This window comes from Thermosulfurimonas dismutans, from assembly GCF_001652585.1.
In the GTDB taxonomy this organism is placed as follows: domain Bacteria; phylum Desulfobacterota; class Thermodesulfobacteria; order Thermodesulfobacteriales; family Thermodesulfobacteriaceae; genus Thermosulfurimonas; species Thermosulfurimonas dismutans.
This window is the reverse complement of the sequence record NZ_LWLG01000028.1, coordinates 1-2,816: the sequence shown is the minus strand read 5'-3', so window position 1 is coordinate 2,816 and position 2,816 is coordinate 1. Positions and strand designations below refer to the sequence as shown.

3 protein-coding genes and 1 CRISPR repeat array are annotated in these 2,816 nt (G+C 48.1%); of the genes, 1 reads left to right on the top strand and 2 read right to left on the bottom strand.

Annotated elements, in window-relative coordinates:
- Positions 1-48 precede the first annotated feature (48 nt).
- A CRISPR array of direct repeats spans positions 49-1,081; the repeat unit is 30 nt; unit sequence GTTTCCATTCCTTATAGGTAGGCTCGAAAC.
- Positions 1,082-1,223: 142 nt separating this feature from the next.
- Entirely contained in the window at positions 1,224-1,490 is a 267-nt protein-coding gene (gene cas2, locus TDIS_RS10495) for a CRISPR-associated endonuclease Cas2 (RefSeq protein ID WP_068671842.1), read from the bottom strand.
- Positions 1,491-1,627: 137 nt separating this feature from the next.
- Here cas2 and TDIS_RS10490 point away from each other — a divergent pair, with 137 nt between their 5' ends.
- Positions 1,628-1,783 carry an AbrB/MazE/SpoVT family DNA-binding domain-containing protein gene (locus tag TDIS_RS10490; protein ID WP_208595711.1) on the top strand — a complete coding sequence of 52 codons (156 nt, stop codon included), beginning with the start codon at positions 1,628-1,630 and terminating at the stop codon, positions 1,781-1,783.
- Between the two features lie 240 nt (positions 1,784-2,023).
- Here the strand turns inward: TDIS_RS10490 and cas1b are convergent.
- Positions 2,024-2,816: type I-B CRISPR-associated endonuclease Cas1b (gene cas1b, locus TDIS_RS10485; RefSeq protein ID WP_068671841.1), on the bottom strand; the 793-nt coding region annotated here is incomplete at its 5' end.

Below are 2,816 nucleotides of genomic sequence, written 5' to 3'. Positions count from 1 at the left end.
GGCTCGAAACAGGTTGCGTTTACAGGTCTTACAGGCCTGCTCAAAATAGTTTCCATTCCTTATAGGTAGGCTCGAAACTATACCGCCCAAAATTCCACCAATGAGGCCCCCAAGTTTCCATTCCTTATAGGTAGGCTCGAAACTATAAGTTGCATCGCAAAATCGCCACCGGTCTCACTAGTTTCCATTCCTTATAGGTAGGCTCGAAACTTTTCCGGGGAGTCGGAGGCCCATTCCTCCGGCTCCTGTTTCCATTCCTTATAGGTAGGCTCGAAACGGGCGATTCCGACACGTCGGCTCAGACCTTATTGACGTTTCCATTCCTTATAGGTAGGCTCGAAACCTTCTTTGAGTTTTAGAAATTTAACCTCACTAGAAGGTTTCCATTCCTTATAGGTAGGCTCGAAACGCATGGCAAATCTGCCAGCATTCCCAAGCTATCTGGTGTTTCCATTCCTTATAGGTAGGCTCGAAACCTTGAAACCATTAAGACAGAAGAAGATTTGAGAAAAGTTTCCATTCCTTATAGGTAGGCTCGAAACGCAATTTAATGATCGCAACAGGATAAATGTTCACGGGTTTCCATTCCTTATAGGTAGGCTCGAAACTGGATCGTGTAGTCCCCATTTAATTCCGATACCTATAGTTTCCATTCCTTATAGGTAGGCTCGAAACTAGCGCCAGTACTCGTTGTGAACGAAGGCCTCAAAGTCAGTTTCCATTCCTTATAGGTAGGCTCGAAACGCGGGAACCTGCGTAACCCTCTAGGGAAAGGTACTTAGGTTTCCATTCCTTATAGGTAGGCTCGAAACCCGTTACATAATCGACAATGCTAGCGAGATTTATGAATGTTTCCATTCCTTATAGGTAGGCTCGAAACACCAATCCACCAACTATACCTCCCAGAATTCCACCAAGTTTCCATTCCTTATAGGTAGGCTCGAAACCGAGCTTCATTTTGTAGAGCCGCATAATGTTGCGGAGTTTCCATTCCTTATAGGTAGGCTCGAAACATTTAAGACCTCGAAATTAGCTTGATACACAAAGCCGCGTTTCCATTCCTTATAGGTAGGCTCGAAACCCCTGTAAAAGGGGGAGCAATCTTTACAATGATTTATACCAATTTTGAGAATTCATGGGAAGAGGTAAAAGCCTTTTTTTGGCCGCTGGACCTTCGGTAGTGTAAAAATCCTGAGTGGTCCGGCGGCCAGAAGTCAAAGAGATCACCAGAAACGTCGGTCGGGGTCGTCCTTCTTACGTCCGATCACCCTGCGCACGAAATACCGCCTGGTGCGAAAGCCATAAACGATCACCGAATCTTCCTCGGAATTCATCACTTCCCGTAGCTCGGCCAGCAGACGCTCGAGCTGAACTTCGGTAAGCTCCCCTTCAAACACCGAAAGCTGAACCCAGTTTAAATACTTCCGACAGATTTTGTGGAATTTCTGCACCCGTTTTGCCCCGGCATCATAAACCAAAATTACGAACACCAGCGCGTCCCTTAGCCGGTGTGAACTTTTTTATCTAATTCTATCTCTTTTTCAATCTAAATTTCAACAGGAATCTCGACGGAGTTTTTTTTCTTTGAGTAAGATTCTTACTTCAAGTTCCGGTTCAGGAGGGTAAAATGCGGATAACTTCTAAAGGTCAGGTAACCATTCCTAAAAAATGGCGCGAAAAATTCGGATTTCTGCCCGGAACAGAGGTGGAATTCATTCCGGAGGAAGGGGGACTCAAGTTGGTCAAAAAAAGACGGCCCCTGGGAAAGGACACATCCTTATAAAGCACATGCGAGGCCGGGGAACGGTTAAGCTTTCCACCGATGAGATTTTGGCCCTTACCAGAGGAGAAGATTGATGCCCGTTCCCGTAGATTCAATGTAATTCTTGACATTTTCACCGAGGATCCCTGCTGGTTTGATTGGTCCGCAAGGGTTCTGGCTGAGTGGGCCGAGAAAGAAATACTGATCTCGGCGTTATCGCACCTATTTTCCAAAACTGGAAATTGTAGCCCCAAACGAATCTCACCGCGTTCTCACGTAGGGAAAATAGAGTTCCTCCCCGAGAAAGTGACGGTAAAGTTTGTAGCATTCAAGCCGGATGAGCCGCCGGTAGGAGACCTTTCTTCCTAGCTTTTTGTGCATCACGGTTCGCGAGAGCCGTTCCTCATAGGCTTCTATAAACCGTTTGAGCCCTCGTTCCTTGAGGTATATCCCTCCCAGTTCCTCCCGGAAATCCTCGGGGCCTATCTCGCGCCGGTTGATCAGGGAAAAGATCACCCGGTCAACCACCAGGGGTTTAAAGATCTCGGCCAGGTCCAGATTGAGGGAGAAACTTCGCTCGTTGGTCTCGTGAAGATACCCTATGCGCGGATCAAGATGAGTGCGGTAGATCTCCGAAAGGGCCGTAACATAAAGCAACGAATTACCGAAAGAAATAAGGGCGTTCATCCGGTTGGCTGGGGGCCGACGGCTCCGGCCCTCGAAACGGAATTCTGGATTTTCGGTAATCACGTCGAAGGCGCTGTAATAGACTTCCCGAGCTCGGCCCTCAAGGGCCATGAGTTCGGCTGGACTTCCGGCCTCGTTGAGATAGCCCAAGATTTCTTCGATGGCCGAAATGTATTCGGAAAGGTGCTTCCCTCGGGAGACGTAAACGCGAAGGTTGAAGAGTATATTCCCTAGAGCACCGTAAACGAATGCCCTGGCCAGCCCCAGCCGCCAGTCGTCACGCAGATAGTGTTCGGCCTGCCTCAGGATCATAAGACCGGAATTCATGTATTCCCGGGGATAGTAAGTGCCCACGTAGTAGCCGTAA

Coding starts and splice junctions, on each gene's coding strand:
- TDIS_RS10490 (WP_208595711.1), top strand. CDS start 1,628: ATGCGGATAACTTCTAAAGGTCAGGTAACCATTCCTAAAAAATGGCGC.